Below are 15,850 nucleotides of genomic sequence, written 5' to 3' on the forward strand. Positions count from 1 at the left end.
AGCAGCAGGAGCTAAAACCGAGGTGCGCACCGCCCTGAAAGCCGGCACCAAAGTCGCTGTCGGCTTGGCTAATAAACAAAGATGGCCGATCTGGTGCTCAAGAACGGGCTCAAAGCTAGTGTACGCTTATTTTCCGCCAAGATTCCGCGCCTGTGCGTAACGGCCTGCTATCTCGTGGGCACGCCGATGGCGGTGCAGGATGGTTACAAAAACATCGAGAACATTGTAGCCAGCGAATTGAGTTGGTTAAAGCCTGTGCTCAAGAAACCGGGTACTCCTAGGTGCGGTCCTCCGGACGGACTATCCGTTGCCGCGGATGCTCTAAGCCAGGAAGCACAGTACAAGTACCGCAACGGCCTGTTAGAGCAAGAGACGTTCAAGAATGGGCTGCGCCTCTACTTCCGCTACGACGGTGCCGGTCCCGAAGCCCGCTGCATCCGCACCTGGGGCGACGAGGGCATCTATGACCACAAGCTCTACTATGATGTAGCCAACCGGCGCACTACTGTCACCAACTCCTTGGGCCATGAGGCCACTTACCTCGGCAACGAAAACGGCTTAGTCGTGCAGTAGTACATTGACCGGCGCGGCGGCTTGCACCAGACTGAGTACAGCGAGTATAATGAGGTGCTCAGCGAAACTGACCCGTTGGGCAACATCATTACGCATGTGTATGATGACAAGGGAAACTGCATCGAAACCCAGACGCCAGCGGCCCAGACGGTACGCATGTTCGATGAAAACGACCAGCTGACGCAGTTGACTGACGTGATGGGCAACACCTGGCAGTGGGTATATGATGCGCAAGGCAACCTGCTGGAACGACTCAACTCAACGGGGCTAGTTACACGCTATGCGTATCAGAACGGGCTACTAGGCACCGTAGTCGAACCCACGGGCCGGGTAGTTGCGCTGCATTACGATGCCGGGTATAACCTGCAAGAGGTGCTAGATGGGAAAGGGATAGGTAGCCGGGCATTGTATGACGGCTGGGGCCGGCTGCGCAAAGCCACCGATGAGCGTGGCAATGTGCAGTGGTGTGAGCATGACTTGCTCAACCGCGTGGTGCAAGTCCATGAGCCGGATGGCAACGTGAGTAGTTTCGCCTATGATGGGCTCAACAATGTTATTCGAACCAAGGACCGTCAGCACGAAGTGCAGTATGCGTATCGGGGCATGGGCAGCATGGTGCGGCGCGTAGAAGCAGGCACGGCCGTCGAGTTTGTGTACGATACGGAAGAGCAACTGCGGGCCTTCGTGAATGAACATGGCTTGTTCTACCGCTTCACGTTGGATGCGGAAGGGGATGTATTGGTGGAAACCGGCTTCGACGGCCTCACCCGGGAGTATGTGCGTGACATTGGCGGCCGCGTCGCCGAATTAGTACGGCCCAATAACCGCCGTACGCAGTATACGTACGCTCCTACCGGGCAAGTCGCGGAGGTGCACTACAGCGATGGCAGCAGCGAAACATACCGCTTTGCCCCCAATGGCGCCATGCTGGAAGCCCACAACGAGGCCGCCTCAGTTAGTATGGTGCGTGACTCTCTAGGACGAATTGTCACTGAAAGCCAAAACGCGTACGTGGTGGAAAGTCAGTACGATGCGTTCGGCAACCGGATCAGTCTTCCTTGGGAGCCCAGGTAAGTTACCAGCACAGCAAAGCGGGTGACGTAGAGCAGATGCGCGCGGGTTCCTGGCAGGCCCTATTCGAGCGGGATGCCCAAGGGCTGGAGATGCAGCGTTTGCTCAGCGGCGGGGTACGTATGCAGTGGAAGCGCAATGCCCTGGGTCGGCCTATTGAGCAGCGTATCAGCACTAGCAGCCGGCGGGAAATACGCCAGCGCTACTATAGTTGGCAGACCAGTGACCAGCTACCCCAGATTGCGGATAGCAGCACCGGTCTGACGCAGTTCACCCATGACGCCGTCGGGAACCTTGCGGCTACCCACTACGCCAATGGTACGCAGCAGCTGCGCCTCCCGGATGCATTGGGCAACCTGTTCACCACCCCGCAACGCCAAGACCGGCGCTACGGTCCGGCCGGACAGTTACTGGAAGCCAACGGCACGCAATATTTTTACGACGCTGAAGGCAACCTAGCACGCAAACTGACCCACACGGGCCAGGAGTGGCACTATAGCTGGAGTGAGGCCGGCCGGCTGAGCAGCGTGTTGCGACCCGATGGGCAAGTGGTGCGCTTCACCTACGATGCCCTGGGCCGGCGGCTAAGCAAGCACTATCGTGGGCAGGTCACGCGTTGGGTGTGGGATGGCAACGTACCGCTGCACGAGTGGACTGGCTTGGAACTGGAGCAAGCAAATGTGGAAGAGGTCATCACCTGGCTATTTGAAGAAGACAGCTTCACGCCGCTAGCCAAGCTGCAAGGCGCGCAGCACTACAGCCTGGTGAGCGACCACCTAGGCACACCGTTGGAGCTACACGGGGCCGGCGATGCGCCCGTGTGGGCCGCGGAGCTCGATAGCTACGGACGAGTGCGCCACCAGCAGGGCGACGTTGCGGCCTGCCCGTTCCGTTACCAGGGCCAGTATGAAGACCAGGAAACGGGCCTCTACTACAACCGATTCCGCTACTACGACCCTGAGAGCGGACAGTATATCAGCCAGGACCCGATTGGCTTACTAAGTAATAATCCAACAGCCTACGCTTATGTCGTAGACCCTAACTATTTTGTTGACCCATCTGGTTTATATAATGGTGAAGGCGTTAGAGATTTAGGTGATTATGTGTCTTTCCACAACCATAATTTAAGCCCTTCTGAATACACTAAGCCGGATAAGTACCACTTTGCCAAAGCAAATGAGGCAGTGTATAATCGTATTCAGACTGATCCGGCTTTTAAACAGTACTTGGAAACTAATTATCCAGGTGCCGTTAAGCACGTAAGCCCTACACGCAATGGTACCTTCAGAGGAACAGCTCCAAAAAATTTAACGTGGCATCACGCTACAGCATCTCAAATGGGCGGACAGCCTGGCTGGCTGCAAATGGTTGATCGGGCAGATCATTCCACCTACCATAAGATTTACCATCCCGACGATATCGGTGGAAGAAATGAATGGGGCGGAGGAACCTCCTGTAGAAAATAATAAATAGTACTACCAATGAAAAAAGACTTTGCATTACCTATTCAAGCAATAGGAGAAAACAACTGGAAAGAAAAACTTCAACAGTACTTAGATTCCTGTGATATTGAAACAGCAGAAGTAGATCCTAATAGTATAGAAGAAAAAGAAAGGGAGTTGAATATTAAACTTCCAAAAGATATGCGGGAGTTCTACGTGAATTTTGGAAGAGTTGACAGTTCTGATTTTATGTATGGATTAAAAAGTATAGAAGAATTAAAATTTTTATTTGCGGCTAATATTACATTTATATCATTAAACTTTAAAATGTATCAGATTAACACAATGGTCTATTTTGCGGACAGTCCAGGCAATGATCCCGTATGTTTTGATAAGGATTCACATGAAATATATTTGTTTTCACATGATCCTATTAAAAAGGCTTTGGTATTTTCTGATTTCAACCAGTATCTGTTATTTGAATTGATGGAAACAGAAAAATTAGTGGGCAATGGTGTTGATGAGACTGTGGAGCAGAAATTAAAAATAAAGCTTCTTTCTGGAGAGGGTATTGATTACGAATTTAGGGATATGAAATTGTAATGAATTGTTAAATTATCCTATTCATATACCTGTCAAGTTTACCTGATCCGTTGGAATAAGCAGAAACTATTTTTCGTCTAAATAGTAAATTATATGTTTGCTTAGTATACTACTGAGAGCCTAATATGGCAGATTAAGCATGCGGTCAGGTCTGCTATTGAGTGTAGTCCTGACCGCATGCAATTACCCGGATAGACTATCTAGGCCAAGCTCTTTCTTTTTGTTATTACAGCTTGGTGAGCGACCACCTAGGCACGCCGCTGGAGTTGCACGGGGCCGGCGATGCTCCAGTCTGGGCGACTGAGCTGGACAGTTACGGGCAGGTGCGCCGCCAGCAGGGCGACGCCACGGCCTGTCCTTTCCGCTATCAAGGTCAGTACGAGGACCAAGAAACTGGTCTGTACTATAATCACTTCCGTTACTACAGCCCTTATGAAGGGCTCTATATCAGTCAGGACCCTATTCGGGTCAGAGGTGGCCTGTCGCTGTACAGCTACGCCCACGACTCTACCACTTGGGTTTGCCATTTCGGTCTGGCGCCTGGCCCTGGCCTAATTACGTATCCGGTTTCTGCGGACTCCCCCCGTTGCCAGGGGCACGGACAACGGGTATCGATAGGGCTTGGGCATTGGAGAAACAACTGGCAACTCGGCCGTGACTGGCAAGGCGACCCCAGGAATATTAACTTCCTGGAAAACTACAAACACCCCGGCGAAGTCAACAACCACGTGCATGGCGCTGAGGGACATGAGGGCACCATCCGTAACGTAACCTGGGGTGATCCTATAGACCGGCAGGCCATGATTGACCGGCATCGTCAGGCACAAAGCGTCAGCACGTTAGCACCTGCCCTTAACTAAACACAACTCCTTAATTCCTCATATATGGCTTTACTTGATGTCATTCAGCGCTTTGCAAATAAATTCAACCAAGAAGAAAAGAACTTTGGAACGCTGACCCTGCGGGCAGAGAAGAAAGAGGTGCAAGAGGAGTTGCTTCCGGACGGGGAGTTGAAGACTTTCTACGCCAGCGTTGATTTCGACAAGCTGACCATTGGAACTACACTTTTTCTGGATATAGTTACGTTGGCTGAACTGCCAAAGTATCAGGAAGGCTGGCGCTGGGACTACGATACGGGCCCGGCAGGAAGACACGGAAGGCTGGAACTCCACTTGGCTCGTATTCGGCGATAAAAACGGAGATGCTGTATTTGCGAAGCTGGAAGACGAAGTAGCGCCCATCTTCGGAAGCATCCAAAAGGACGAGGAATATCAGCTAGCCTCCTCCCTGGAGTCATTCCTGTCCATCTTGTCGGACTGCATGATTATGGAACGAGAAGAATTTGGCAATGAGACGAAGTCGGAAGACTTACCGTCAAGCCAGAGTTCATCGACAGAATCCGCTCCATAGTGGCTAAGTATGAGGACGAAGATATAAGTTGATGAGTTTGTTGACTTTTTCTTTGGCTAGCCAACTAAGGCTGACTGATAAAAAATTATTGTTTCACTTGTCCTACTGTATATATAAGGCAAGTGGAGCAAGCCGCTATAGCTAGTCGATAGAAAGTCTCACTGTTGCCTTCATATAAGCTACAGAGGTGCTATACACTGCGTAATTATATGTCATGTTTGCTTTAAACGGCAATAGCTAAACTCAAAAGGTGCTAAGCCACTCGAAAATCAACTTTCTCCCTTAGATGAAGCTGAAATAACCGAGCTTGAAAAGGCAGTTGGTACTAAGTTGCCAGCCCAATACATATGGCCACTGCAAGCATATGAGGAGTTTCACCTTACCAACTCAGTACAGTTTAAGCCGCTTAAATCTGAGCTAGGTTACAAAAATGCGGAAGTCCTTGGCATTGCTAATGAACCAACTTTCTCGGGCTCAGAAATAGCCACAGTCTATGGTAAACATGTTCAGAAAGGGATATCGACTCTGCTTGAAGAGATGAATGCTTCCCGAGGCAGAATGCCCGAACAATTCTACCCTTTGCCGACGATGGAGTAGGAAATCAGTTGTGTTTAGCCTCAGAGTCGGGATGCCATCAAAGAGTGTATTGGTGGGACCATGAGCTAGAATGGGACGCCGACGAGTATGAAGATGCAACGGGCTCTGCTATGCCTGAGGCAGCGAAGTTTCAGAACGTATATCTAATAGCGAACAGCCTAACGAAGTGCTTGGAAAGGATCTTTGTCTCAGCTTCCGCTAACAAATGACAGGCTAATACTATATACGCAAAACGCCCCTGCCATCAGAAGTAGCAGGGGCGTTGCAATCTTATAGCAGGTTTACTTTATACCCACTTGTTGTCGAGTACAGCGCCATTGGCGTTGATTTTGTTGGCCGAAATGGTAAGGCTCAACGTCATTGACGTGTTGGTGTCAGCGCCACGAGCATCGAAGTGCTCGGAGTAGCTTACGCAGTAAGCTTCCTCAAAGGAAATTTCCTTCAACGTCGAGTCTTGGTCGATACGCTTGAAGGTGATTTTACCACTTTCGCGCTTATAGGGGTCCAGCATCCAGCTGGTGAGCGACGCGCTGTCCGTAGACACAATGGTTACTTTGATAGTACCGCCCTGTACTTTAGAAGAAGGGCGGCCCTTATCATCAATGGCTTGATCGAAGGAGTAGCTGCAGCTTACTACTTCGCAGTCGCCGCTACCGGCGGCATTGAAAAACGCACTGAATGAGGCCATACTACAGAGTAATTAAGGTTGAAAAAATGGGTTTAAGGAAAGCAATAACTCTATTGGGGGTGATACTAATTGCACTAAAGAGCTTACTAACTCACTGGTCTTTTCCACGCTCTATTGTTGGTTGTACTCGGCATTCCAATCGCGGCCCGGCGAATCTGGATCGTCACCTTTAGTGCCGTCCAGCGAAACCAAGAAGGTTTTGGCGGGGAAGTAGGGCACCATGTGGATATCGAGTAAGATACGGTCTTTTTGGTTGGGGTCCCGCTCGAACTTCTTGATAGAGAATTTCTCAATCAGCTTGCCCGGGCCGGCAATTCCATCCAAGAAGCGCACAATCTGGCTTTGGATGTCCATACGCATGTTGTGGTCCCAGTTCTCGAAGGCGCGGCGGTTGAGGAAGTCAATCAGCACCTTGGTCACGTAGTCGAACACTCGCACTACCGAGTAGGTCTGCAAGCCAATATTGTCGCCGTTGAAAAGCGTCTTGGCCGAGAAGGCCATTACCCGGCCATATTCATTGACCATGGGTACTAAGCCCAACTTCTCTAGGTTGGCAATTTCGCTCTTACGCAACGGGAACCGTACACCGTCCACTTCATTAAGAGTACCGTGCTTGCGGCCTGCCGTTACCTGCGAGGCTAGGGTGCTATAAATCCGGCCAGCTAACGCCGAAGAAGGCGGAACGAAAAGATCTTCTTCTTCACCTACTTCCTCCAGCTTGCCACGGCCAACCAGCCAGTTACAGGCCATAATAACGTTGGATTTATGTGCGTCGGCACCCGTTAGGTTTGCTTCGTCGAACAGCTCGATTACATCGTCAGGAGTATCGTAATGCTCGAAGTCAGTGACCATCATGACTTTGTTTTTATGGGCAATCTTAGCCCATTTATCTACCACCTTGTTGGAGCCCAAGTAACCCGGTACTACCAGCAGCGAGTAGTTGTCGCGCAAGTCAAGACGGTCGAAGTTCTGCTCCAACTCGCTCGATACAGCATCGATAAAGGTGGTATTATCGAGGTCCTGTAGCTGATCTTTATCGGCGTTCATGATGGAGATGTTCTTCACATCATCCTGATCGGTGTTGCGGTAGAACAGCGCCATCGACCGATACGATTGTTCGATGTCGTGGGTGGCTTCGATAGCCTTTTTGAGGTTATCGGTGAGCTGGTTGGTAGACGACTCTACCTGTTGCTCACACTGTTGTACAGCATCAGCCACTGAGTCGGCCTTGCTCAACATCTCGTGCCAGAGCGCCAGCCGCTTCTTGAGCTGCTGGCGGTCGGCTTTCTTGCTGTCTTCGGTAAGAAATATCTTTTTGCGGGCCTTCTTCTCGGGGTTCAGGTTGGAGGCACCATCAATGGTCGTCTCCAGTAAGTCGAAACCGCCGAATTTGGTTAGTGCCTGCGCATTTTGTTCGAGGCTGGGTGCTTGCTCCCGTTCACGAGAGGCCGTAGCGGCAGTTTTTTGTTGTTCGGTTGCCATAGATAGAGAAAGTACCCTACTGATCTAGTACAGATAAAGAGAAAAGCACAAATGCACTCTTTCGCCGCTAGTCTAGCTCGGCTATCATCGACTGAATAGCCGCCAGAAAGGCTGCTTTTGTCTCCGGCGTATCTAGCGCTGACTTCAGAATCTTGTTGGACTTAAGCTGGCGCAAGAGCTTCTGCAAATCTTCAGCCTGCGTACTCAAATCCTGAAGAAACGTGCTCTGGTTGATGATACCTTTTTTGCCGAAGTCGCCGAGCGACTCAAAATGCAGTGTTTCAGGAACGACGGTACCGTTTTCTTTCTCAAACTCCACTTCAACCTGAGGCTTAAAGTGGGCGAAAACTGCTTCGGGTGTGCGTAAGCCTTCTACTATCTGGGCCCGTAGGGGCGGGTCGGCCGTAAGCTTTTGAACCAGTAGGGTTCGGTTGAGAGGGATATCTGAGATGGCCTCCTGAGCATTGTCAAGTTTGCGCTCTTGTCCACCAATTCCGTAGTTGTACATAAGAAAAAGGATTACGCTCGATGCTTCACTAGCAACTGCCCCATATACGGTGCTTCGGCGGTTAAGGTACAGTAATTTAAGAAATTGAAGTACAAAGCACTGAAAATCACATATTCTTAATATCGGGTAAGCTCCTCTGCATTTGGGCGACAAGGTCTTTCAGCCTATATCCAACGCGTATTTGGCTGGGAAAAGCCCCTGATATTCCCCTACCTTACCGCCGACTGCTTAGCTGCGCGAGGCATTTATCCGTACCGGATTTTATTGCCCTCTGTAGTCCGTCGTTCATCAGTTTCGTTCTTCTGTTTCTATTCTATGGCTTACACCGACGAGTTAAAGCGTGCCCTCCACATTGCCCAGGCCGTGGCCCACGAGTATCGCCACGAGTATTATGCCGCGCCGCACCTATTAATGGCACTGTTGCACAATGAGATAGGATTGGCCTCGTGGCTGGCTGTAGATCTAGACAAGGACATTCATTACTTGCGCGAGTGGGTGGAAGTGCGCCTAGAGGGCCTGCCGAAAGCCACCCGCCCCCCAGAAATGCCCGCCGCCGACAAAGACCTTAAGCCGGTGCTAGAAGTAGCTGACTTAGTGGCCCTACAACTCGCCAAAGACCAGACTGACCCACTGTGCGCCCTGGCGGCACTGCTCCGGCCAGGCCTAGTGTACACGCCCGAGCAACTCAAATCGTTGCCGCTCACCCAGCGCGAAGTGGTGGAAGCCGCCGAGCCCGATGCCATGCAGCCCGTTGCTGTAGGCGCCGATGGGCATGAATCAGCGCCGCTCACTGACCGGGCATCACCGGTTGGTAAAGCAGGGGCACTGGCTACGTACTGCGTGAATAAAACAGAGCAGGCTGCTGCTGGCAAACTCGACCCCATTGTGGGCCGCGACGCCGAAACCCGGCAGATGGCCGAAATCTTGGGCCGGCGTACCAAACCCAATGTGCTGCTGGTAGGGGAGCCCGGCGTGGGCAAATCGGCGCTGGTGGAAGGTTTTGCCCAGCAGATTGTGCTGAAAAAGGTGCCCACGCATTTGCAGCAGGTAACCTTGTTCGAGTTGGATTTGGGCACGCTGGTGGCCGGGGCTTCTTACAAAGGTGAGGTGGAAGACCGGATCAAGAGCGTGCTCAGCGAAATCAAGCAGTACACCCGCGCCATCCTGTTTATTGATGAAATTCATGCTCTGCTAGACCCCAAAGGTTCGGCGGGCTCAGGCATTGCGCAACTGCTGAAGCCAGAGCTGGCGCGCGGCGAAATCACCGTTATTGGAGCTACCACCAACGACGAGTATCGCCAGTACATTGAGGCTGACGAGGCCTTTAATCGCCGGTTTGACGTGTTGCGGGTGGAGGAGCCGAGCGTGGTGGTGGCCGAACGAATGGTAGCCAGCGTGCTACCTTACTACGCCAGCCACCACGGCCTGCAAGTGGGTGCGGGCACTGTAGAGGAAGCTGTACGCCTAGCCAAGCGCTACATCAAAGACCGGCAGCTGCCCGACTCAGCCATTGACCTGGTGGACCGCACCATGGCCGCCATCCGCATGCTCGACGACCACGCCGGCGCCGAGCTGTTGCAACTACAGCAAGATTTCGAGCAGCTAGCCGAAGCGCACCGCGACTTTCCAGAGCCGGAGCGCCTAAAGGAGCTGCGCTGGTTTCTGTACCAGGTGCAAAACCAGGTCAGCCACCTCTGGCTCAACCAGCTCGACCAGGAGCAGCAGCCTGATACGCTGGAAACCTCGGAAGCCCTAGAAACATATATTCGGGAGCTGCTGGCGTCGGTAATCGAGCTGTCTGCTACCAAGAAAGACAGCGTAGAGCGGGCCGATATTGCGGCAGTAGTATCAGGCAAAACCGGTATTCCGCTAGGCAAGCTGCAAAGTAACGAGCGGGACAAGCTCCTAAACATGGACCAGACCCTGCAACAGCGCGTGGTGGGCCAGAACCACGCGGTGAAGGCGCTGTGCGAAGCCATTCTGGAGTCGCGCTCCGGCCTTACCAAGGCGGGGCAGCCCATTGGCTCGTTCTTTTTGCTGGGTCCTACGGGTACTGGCAAAACCGAGCTGGCAAAGTCTCTGGCCGATTTTCTGTTCAACGACGAGTCGTTTTTGATTCGCTTTGATATGTCGGAATTCAAGGAGGAGCACTCGGCGGCGCTGCTCTATGGCGCGCCTCCCGGCTACGTGGGCTACGAGGAAGGTGGTATGCTGGTGAACAAGATTCGGGAGAAGCCTTACTCGGTGGTGCTGTTCGACGAAATTGAGAAGGCGCATAGCTCGGTGTTCGACATCTTCCTGCAGATTCTGGACGAAGGCCGCCTGCACGACCGGCTGGGCCGGGAAGGCGACTTTTCCAATGCGGTTATCCTGTTCACCTCCAACATTGGCAGCGAGCAAATCATCAAGTCGTTTGGGGAAGGGCAGATTCCGGCTACCAACACACTCATGGAAACCATGAGCCGCCACTTCCGCCCCGAGTTCCTAGCCCGCCTCACCGAAATAGTGCCGTTTGCGCCTATTTCCGAAGAAAACGTGGTGCAGATATTCGACATTCATTTGCGGCCGTTGCAGGAGCAGCTGCGGCGGCAGGGCATCACGCTCAACCTCTCAGACGACGCCCGGACGCATCTGGCACTGTCGGGCTTCACGCCGCGCTACGGCGCCCGGCCTATAAAAGGCGTAATCCGGCAGCAGCTGCGGCGTCCCATTTCCCGGATGATAATTGCCGGCGAAGCCAGTAAAGGCACGGTAATTTCGCTGGACAAGGCCTCTGAAGCCGAGGAGCTGACTTGGCAGGTGCAGGCGGCGCCTTCGGAAGCTGCCGAGGAGCCTATGGCTATGCCCACGGAAGAAGTTGCCAGTTAGGCTACAACGGGTAACTGGTTGAAAGGTCAGACTCTGGGGGAGGTACTTTCCGGCGGTGACGCTCGTGCCGCAGTGGCACCATCAGTGGCGCGACCAAGTGGCTCTGAATCCGTTTAGACCTGCCATATACAATGGCGCTAAACGGATTCAGAGCCGCAAATGGTTGAGCACACCAAGCACGAGAAAGACCGGAGCATTGGCCCTATCACCGTGGACTTAGGATAATGAATGTGCCCACTTGGCCCCGCTTGCTTGTAACTTCTATGGGCTGGCTATGGATGTTGTTGCTGTCCTTCACCCAATGCCACTCCATGGGAGCTTCCGCTAATCCTGTCTATAAACACAAGCCCGAAGAATACTTCCCTACTGCTCCGGCCCAGACGTTGGCGCAAGCCATTCGGGAGGATGATGTAGCGGGAATTGAGGCTGTGTTCCGTGAGTATCCTGCTCTGAATCCCAACCTGGAAGGCCGGCAAGGCGTCACATTTCTATTCTGGGCATATTCGCACCACCACGTGAAGGCTATGCAGGCCTTGGTAGCACACAAAGCCGACGTCAATCAGCCGTTGCATCTGCCTGATGGCCGAGGCGGCACCTGCACTACGCACCTGCTCAATATTGCCACCGAAGGTCCCAAGGATAAGTTGTTGTTGGCTTTGCTTGAGTTAGGTGCCAACCCGAACGTAAAAGATGAGCGGAAGATGCCGGCTCTGCTCAACGCTGTATATATCAACAACTATAAGCGCATGGAAATGCTACTCGACCACGGAGCCGACATCAATGGTACCGACAGCGCGGGCGGCACAGCAGCAGCAACCTTAGCCAGCCTCAACAACTTCGAGATGGTGCATTACCTGTTGGAGCGCGGAGCCGACTGGCGTATCAACAATGGGGAGGTAGCACTGAGCACACAAGAAAAAAGCCTTGGGAATGCTGAAGCCACCCAATGGCAAGTCAAGGTGAAGCAGTTGCTGATTGGCCGCGGCGCAAAATTCCCGGTGCCTTCATCGGGAGCAAAACGCTATGCTGCCATTCGCGAGAAGTGGGAGCAGACCCCCGAAGGCCGCGCCTGGCGCGAAAAGCTCGATGCCCTGGGCGCCCAGCCCGAGGTGGTAGGCAGGCCCTGGGTGCAGGAGGAAGACCAGGCCCGAGCCGCCATGAAAGCGTGGATGAAGCAACAAAGTATACCAGAGCCGCCTTTTTTCACTCCTGAATAGGTAAGCAGCAGGCCACGTACAGCTAGGTAGATATCTGAGGTTGTTTGCTACAGGCTGGTAGCTGCCACGCTCACCTCGTAGGGTAGGTTCATGGCCGACTGGCTGGCCAGCAGCGTTTGCAATTCCTGCGCGGCCCGCTGCCACTCTGGCCCCGATAGGCGGCTGCCTGCCGCGGGGCTTAGTACCACCCGAATGCAGCGGACGAAGCCTTCTGTAGGGGTAGTGCCATTCCGAAAACCCTTCTCGATGTGTACCTGGCTAAGCTGGCTGCCCAATTCAGCCCAGCACGCTGCCCGGATGTCTTCCAGCGTGACAATACGGTTGCGGCTGAGTAGGTTTTTGCGCAGCGCGTGCACCCGCTCCTCGGGGCGGGGCCGCTCCCGGCCACCAAGGGAAGTAGTAAGTAGTTGCACGCCTTCAAGGTAATGGCCATCATATACTAGCAGGCGGGTGCCGGTAGGCAGGCGGTTGCCGGCCTCCCCGTCGCTCGACCAGTACTCCAGATACACACTGTCGTTGGCGTCGCGGGGGCGCAGCATCACGTAAGGAGCCGGGTCGCGGCCGATTTCCACTTCGGTTTGGGTGAGGCGTTCTTCCAGCCGGGCCAGATTCTGGTTGAGCTCCCGCAGGGTGTTGGACACGAAATCGGTGCCGGTGGCGGTGAAGGCGCGGCTTTCGTCGCGGAGTAGCTCCAGCAGCTCCAGCAGCGCCTCCTGGCCGGAGCGGGCATCAAAACGGCCGGCCCCGTACCGCAGCGTGTAGGTATCGGTGTCGTTTTCTTGGAGGCTGGTGAGGGTAGTAGACCGAAAGACCACGTTGCGCAAGCTGTACACCTCCCGAATAGCCAGAAAAGCCTCTTCCGATACCAACGGAAAAATGTTGAGGGCCGGCTGCAACCGGAACAGCTGCTTATTGAGCCGCCGATTGAGCACCGGGAAGCAGTTCAGCCCACAGGTTAGGGTGGCCAGCGCCTCGGGCGGTAGAGCGTGGGAGAAGCGGATTTCCAGCCAAATTAGGGGCTGCGTGAAGGTTTGCACCACTTCCGGGGCGAAGCGGGGCACCAGCACCGCCGGAAACGACTCGCGCAGGTAGAATTGCAGCTCAGCGGCCGGCGTAGGCAACAGGCGCACGAAGCTGGGGCCGTAGAGGTTGCGCACGTGCTGCTCAACCCGCTGTAAAAAGTCGTATTCCTGGTGCAGCAGCGGCGTGGCATCGTCGGATAGGGCATCCAGCCCCTGCGCTACGGGCAGCGTACGGTCGGCCAGGCGCCAGCTTTCACCCGGCAGATAGGCTAGGTAAGTGTCGCGCCGGGGCTCATTCAACCAGTCGAAATAAAAGGAAAGGTCGGCCAGGGAGGTAATTTCGGGGTGTAATTCCACTCCCAGCCAGAGGCGGCGGTATTCGGAGGGCTCAAGGTTCATGGCGCCGGCCAATGGCCGCTTCTGGCCTGCCGCTTCCACGCGCCAGATATAGTCGTCGGTGGCCAGGTAGCGCACTGCGCCATCGGTGAGGCGGGTGGCTTGCAACGGTGAGAAGAAGATGCCGCCGCCTGTGGCCGCTCGCCCAACGCTGGGCCGCTGGAACAGAAACTGCGCATCAGGCGGGAGCTGCATGTACGGCTCCCGAGGCTGAGCCTGAGCAATGGCGTGAGCCGGGCGCGGGGCATCTACCACGTCGGGGTTCAGCAGGCCCGCCAGCCGCTCCACCAACCGGTATTGCGTGTTGTTGATTTCCTGCCCAATCTTCTCCAACTCCACCGCACAGGCCTCCAGCAACAGCTCCACTAGTGGGTCGAAGCCTTCCATGTCGGCTTCGGTATAGCCCCACATTTCGGCGGCCTTCTGCGTCAAACGACTCTTGATACCACCCTTAGTGAAATCCTCGGAAAATTGCATGTAACTAGAGAAGATAGGAGTTAAGAGCTAAAAGGGAAGACTGGAGAGCTATGAGTTCTAATCCAGAGGTGAGGAGTTGGAAGCTAGGAGCTTTTGCTTCTAACTTCCAGCTTCTCACTCCTCAGTTCTCTCAGCTTATACTACTGACAGGGGCGCCACAAACAGGCTGGCGCGAAACGAAAACGGCTCGTTAGTGCGCTGCAAAGTAGCCCGCACCGTTACTTCCAGCCGCTTGCGGATGCGCTGGCTGACGCCTTTCATTTCGAAGTCGTCGACGCCGACGAGCACCTTCACCTGGCCCAGGCGCGGCTCCCGCTCGGCAATGCTTTGTTCCACCGACCGTTGCACGTTGTCTTTCCAGCGCATATTGGTCATGGCCTCGAAATCCTGCTGCCACACCACGCAGCCAAAGTTCGGGTCGAAGCGCGACTCCCCGAAGTGCGTGGTCAGCATCAGGTACAAATGCTGGGCAATAGACTCCTGTACTGAGCACCGGGGCAGGGGCCGCCGCTGCAACAGTTCCTCGAAGTTCAGGGGAAGGCGGTAGTAGTCGTTGCTCATTATAACAGGGGAAAGACGGCGGAGGGCCGAAAATCTTATTTGTAGCCGAAAAGGCCCCGCTTACGGCCCAACTCCTTGTCAATGGAGTCAATCATTTTCTCCACGCTGTCTTTCATATCATCGGAGCTAGGGTTTTGCAGAATGGCCACGAAGCCCTTGCGCGACTGTTCCAGCATTTCTTTGCGCTGCTCCTTGCTCATGCTCGAAGCCCGCAGCCGCAGGCAGTCGGCGTTGGCAAACCGAAGCTGGTCGGTGAGCAACGCTACTTGGCCGCCACTAGCCTCCAGGCGGCGCTGCATGTCGCCGCTCCGGCCGCCGCCGCCACCACCGCCGCCGCTATTTATAACTGGGGCCGGACGGTTGGCTGCTGCCGCTTGGTAAGTAGCCAGCAGTTGCTTGGTTTGGGCTAGCTCGGCAGCTATCTGCTCCTTGCCCGATACATCAATACCCTTTTTGTCGAGTGACTGGCGCAGGAAATCCACGGTGTTGCGGTTGCTGCGGAACAGGTCGAAGTCGCGCAAAACGTTGTGGGCTAGGCGCTTGTTAGTGTGGAGCTGCATTTTGGTGGAGTCGCGCCGCAACTCACTCAGCGTGACGGCAATGGCGTTCAGGTAGTCCTGGCTGCGCTTGTTTAGTTCGCCCACCACTAGGTCGTTGCTTTCGGTGCGGAGTTGCCGGTCGGTGAGTTCGATGCGCTGCAAATAGCCCGTAAGCGTATCAAGCTGGGTAAGCAGCCGGGTCTGCTCGGTGCGGGTGCGCTCCAGCTCCTGCTTAAGTTTCTGATTTTCACTGGCAATCGAGCCGTCGGAAAACAGGTAGTACGAGGCCAGCAGCGGCAAAGCCAGCGCCAGCACGTAGAAGACGAGAAATTTCCACAGACGGGTTGTGCGTTCGGCGTGGTTAAGAGGCTTCATGCAGGTGGGAGCAGTGACGAA

The 15,850-nt window shown here is 54.3% G+C and carries 14 protein-coding genes; 8 read left to right on the top strand and 6 right to left on the bottom strand.

What is annotated here, in order from left to right; genetic code table 11:
* Positions 1-81: 81 nt before the first annotated feature.
* The 6 genes from G536_RS30295 (at position 82) to G536_RS0104260 (ending at position 4,882) form a co-directional block, all read left to right on the top strand.
* Positions 82-573: a hypothetical protein gene (locus G536_RS30295; protein ID WP_022822338.1), complete on the top strand. Its 492-nt coding sequence runs from the start codon at positions 82-84 to the stop codon at positions 571-573.
* A 21-nt stretch (positions 574-594) separates the two neighbouring features.
* Positions 595-1,647, top strand: a complete 1,053-nt coding sequence (locus tag G536_RS30300) for an RHS repeat domain-containing protein (protein ID WP_022822339.1) — start codon at positions 595-597, stop codon at positions 1,645-1,647.
* Positions 1,632-3,110 (top strand): RHS repeat-associated core domain-containing protein, encoded by a 1,479-nt coding sequence (locus tag G536_RS30305; protein ID WP_022822340.1) that lies wholly within the window; start codon positions 1,632-1,634, stop codon positions 3,108-3,110. The genes G536_RS30300 and G536_RS30305 overlap by 16 nt, the downstream gene beginning before the upstream one ends.
* A gap of 15 nt (positions 3,111-3,125) precedes the next feature.
* Complete coding sequence (locus tag G536_RS0104250) at positions 3,126-3,689, top strand: SMI1/KNR4 family protein (protein WP_022822341.1); 564 nt, start codon at positions 3,126-3,128, stop codon at positions 3,687-3,689.
* A 236-nt stretch (positions 3,690-3,925) separates the two neighbouring features.
* Positions 3,926-4,549 (top strand): RHS repeat-associated core domain-containing protein, encoded by a 624-nt coding sequence (locus G536_RS30310; protein WP_022822342.1) that lies wholly within the window; start codon positions 3,926-3,928, stop codon positions 4,547-4,549.
* 24 nt (positions 4,550-4,573) lie between these two features.
* Complete coding sequence (locus G536_RS0104260; protein ID WP_022822343.1) at positions 4,574-4,882, top strand: hypothetical protein; 309 nt, start codon at positions 4,574-4,576, stop codon at positions 4,880-4,882.
* A gap of 1,100 nt (positions 4,883-5,982) precedes the next feature.
* Here G536_RS0104260 and tssD read toward each other — a convergent pair.
* From tssD to G536_RS0104285, 3 genes are all read right to left on the bottom strand, one after another.
* Positions 5,983-6,384, bottom strand: coding sequence for a type VI secretion system tube protein TssD (gene tssD / locus G536_RS0104275; RefSeq protein WP_022822346.1), 402 nt, complete (start codon positions 6,382-6,384; stop codon positions 5,983-5,985).
* A 111-nt stretch (positions 6,385-6,495) separates the two neighbouring features.
* Positions 6,496-7,866 (bottom strand): DUF5458 family protein, encoded by a 1,371-nt coding sequence (locus tag G536_RS0104280; protein WP_022822347.1) that lies wholly within the window; start codon positions 7,864-7,866, stop codon positions 6,496-6,498.
* Between the two features lie 67 nt (positions 7,867-7,933).
* A complete protein-coding gene (locus G536_RS0104285; protein WP_022822348.1) occupies positions 7,934-8,374 on the bottom strand; it encodes a hypothetical protein in 441 nt (146 codons plus the stop codon).
* Between the two features lie 315 nt (positions 8,375-8,689).
* Between G536_RS0104285 and G536_RS26205 the strand changes: the two genes are divergently transcribed.
* Together G536_RS26205 and G536_RS0104295 are read left to right on the top strand one after the other, a co-directional pair.
* Complete coding sequence (locus G536_RS26205; RefSeq protein WP_022822349.1) at positions 8,690-11,242, top strand: ATP-dependent Clp protease ATP-binding subunit; 2,553 nt, start codon at positions 8,690-8,692, stop codon at positions 11,240-11,242.
* 311 nt (positions 11,243-11,553) lie between these two features.
* Positions 11,554-12,459, top strand: coding sequence for an ankyrin repeat domain-containing protein (locus G536_RS0104295; RefSeq protein ID WP_022822350.1), 906 nt, complete (start codon positions 11,554-11,556; stop codon positions 12,457-12,459).
* Between the two features lie 47 nt (positions 12,460-12,506).
* Here G536_RS0104295 and G536_RS0104300 read toward each other — a convergent pair whose 3' ends face one another.
* From G536_RS0104300 to G536_RS0104310, 3 genes are all read right to left on the bottom strand, one after another.
* Positions 12,507-14,354: a type VI secretion system baseplate subunit TssF gene (locus G536_RS0104300; RefSeq protein WP_022822351.1), complete on the bottom strand. Its 1,848-nt coding sequence runs from the start codon at positions 14,352-14,354 to the stop codon at positions 12,507-12,509.
* A gap of 135 nt (positions 14,355-14,489) precedes the next feature.
* Positions 14,490-14,915 (bottom strand): GPW/gp25 family protein, encoded by a 426-nt coding sequence (locus G536_RS0104305; protein ID WP_022822352.1) that lies wholly within the window; start codon positions 14,913-14,915, stop codon positions 14,490-14,492.
* Between the two features lie 35 nt (positions 14,916-14,950).
* Positions 14,951-15,829, bottom strand: a complete 879-nt coding sequence (locus G536_RS0104310; protein ID WP_022822353.1) for a hypothetical protein — start codon at positions 15,827-15,829, stop codon at positions 14,951-14,953.
* Between the last annotated feature and the right edge of the window lie 21 nt (positions 15,830-15,850).

The sequence above is a fragment of the Hymenobacter norwichensis DSM 15439 genome (assembly GCF_000420705.1).
Taxonomy (GTDB): Bacteria; Bacteroidota; Bacteroidia; order Cytophagales; family Hymenobacteraceae; genus Hymenobacter; species Hymenobacter norwichensis.

Coding starts and splice junctions, on each gene's coding strand:
- G536_RS30295 (WP_022822338.1), top strand. CDS start 82: ATGGCCGATCTGGTGCTCAAGAACGGGCTCAAAGCTAGTGTACGCTTA.
- G536_RS0104250 (WP_022822341.1), top strand. CDS start 3,126: ATGAAAAAAGACTTTGCATTACCTATTCAAGCAATAGGAGAAAACAAC.
- G536_RS0104260 (WP_022822343.1), top strand. CDS start 4,574: ATGGCTTTACTTGATGTCATTCAGCGCTTTGCAAATAAATTCAACCAA.
- tssD (WP_022822346.1), bottom strand. CDS start 6,384: ATGGCCTCATTCAGTGCGTTTTTCAATGCCGCCGGTAGCGGCGACTGC.
- G536_RS0104280 (WP_022822347.1), bottom strand. CDS start 7,866: ATGGCAACCGAACAACAAAAAACTGCCGCTACGGCCTCTCGTGAACGG.
- G536_RS0104285 (WP_022822348.1), bottom strand. CDS start 8,374: ATGTACAACTACGGAATTGGTGGACAAGAGCGCAAACTTGACAATGCT.
- G536_RS26205 (WP_022822349.1), top strand. CDS start 8,690: ATGGCTTACACCGACGAGTTAAAGCGTGCCCTCCACATTGCCCAGGCC.
- G536_RS0104295 (WP_022822350.1), top strand. CDS start 11,554: ATGGGAGCTTCCGCTAATCCTGTCTATAAACACAAGCCCGAAGAATAC.
- G536_RS0104300 (WP_022822351.1), bottom strand. CDS start 14,354: ATGCAATTTTCCGAGGATTTCACTAAGGGTGGTATCAAGAGTCGTTTG.
- G536_RS0104305 (WP_022822352.1), bottom strand. CDS start 14,915: ATGAGCAACGACTACTACCGCCTTCCCCTGAACTTCGAGGAACTGTTG.
- G536_RS0104310 (WP_022822353.1), bottom strand. CDS start 15,829: ATGAAGCCTCTTAACCACGCCGAACGCACAACCCGTCTGTGGAAATTT.